The following is a 312-nucleotide window of genomic DNA, read 5'->3' as shown; positions in this document are numbered from 1 at the left end:
TGTGGCAATTTCAAGCACTGCGGCAAATCCAATTAACGGAGCATTCACTGCTACCTTTACCTTTAGCGAAGCAGTAACTGGATTTGCAGTGGGAGATATTACTTTAGGAAACGCGACAGCTTCTAACTTTACAGCCACAAGTACTTCTGTTTATACCGCATTAATTACCCCAGCAACTGATGGCACCGTAACCATTGATGTTGCCGCGAATATAGCCCAAGACGCTGCAGCGAATGGAAATACCGCTGCCACTCAGTTTAGCCTTACTGCTGACTTGACTAGTCCAACTGTGGCAATTACAAGCACTGCGGC

At 46.5% G+C, this 312-nt stretch carries 1 protein-coding gene; it reads left to right on the top strand.

From position 1 onward, the window contains the following. A partial coding sequence (locus tag OB69_RS18745; protein WP_221404895.1) for an Ig-like domain-containing protein occupies window positions 1–312 on the top strand: 312 nt, incomplete at both ends.

The sequence above is a fragment of the Roseivirga seohaensis subsp. aquiponti genome, assembly GCF_001267955.1.
In the GTDB taxonomy this organism is placed as follows: Bacteria; Bacteroidota; Bacteroidia; order Cytophagales; family Cyclobacteriaceae; genus Roseivirga; species Roseivirga seohaensis.
This window is presented reverse-complemented; position numbering and strand designations above follow the sequence as displayed.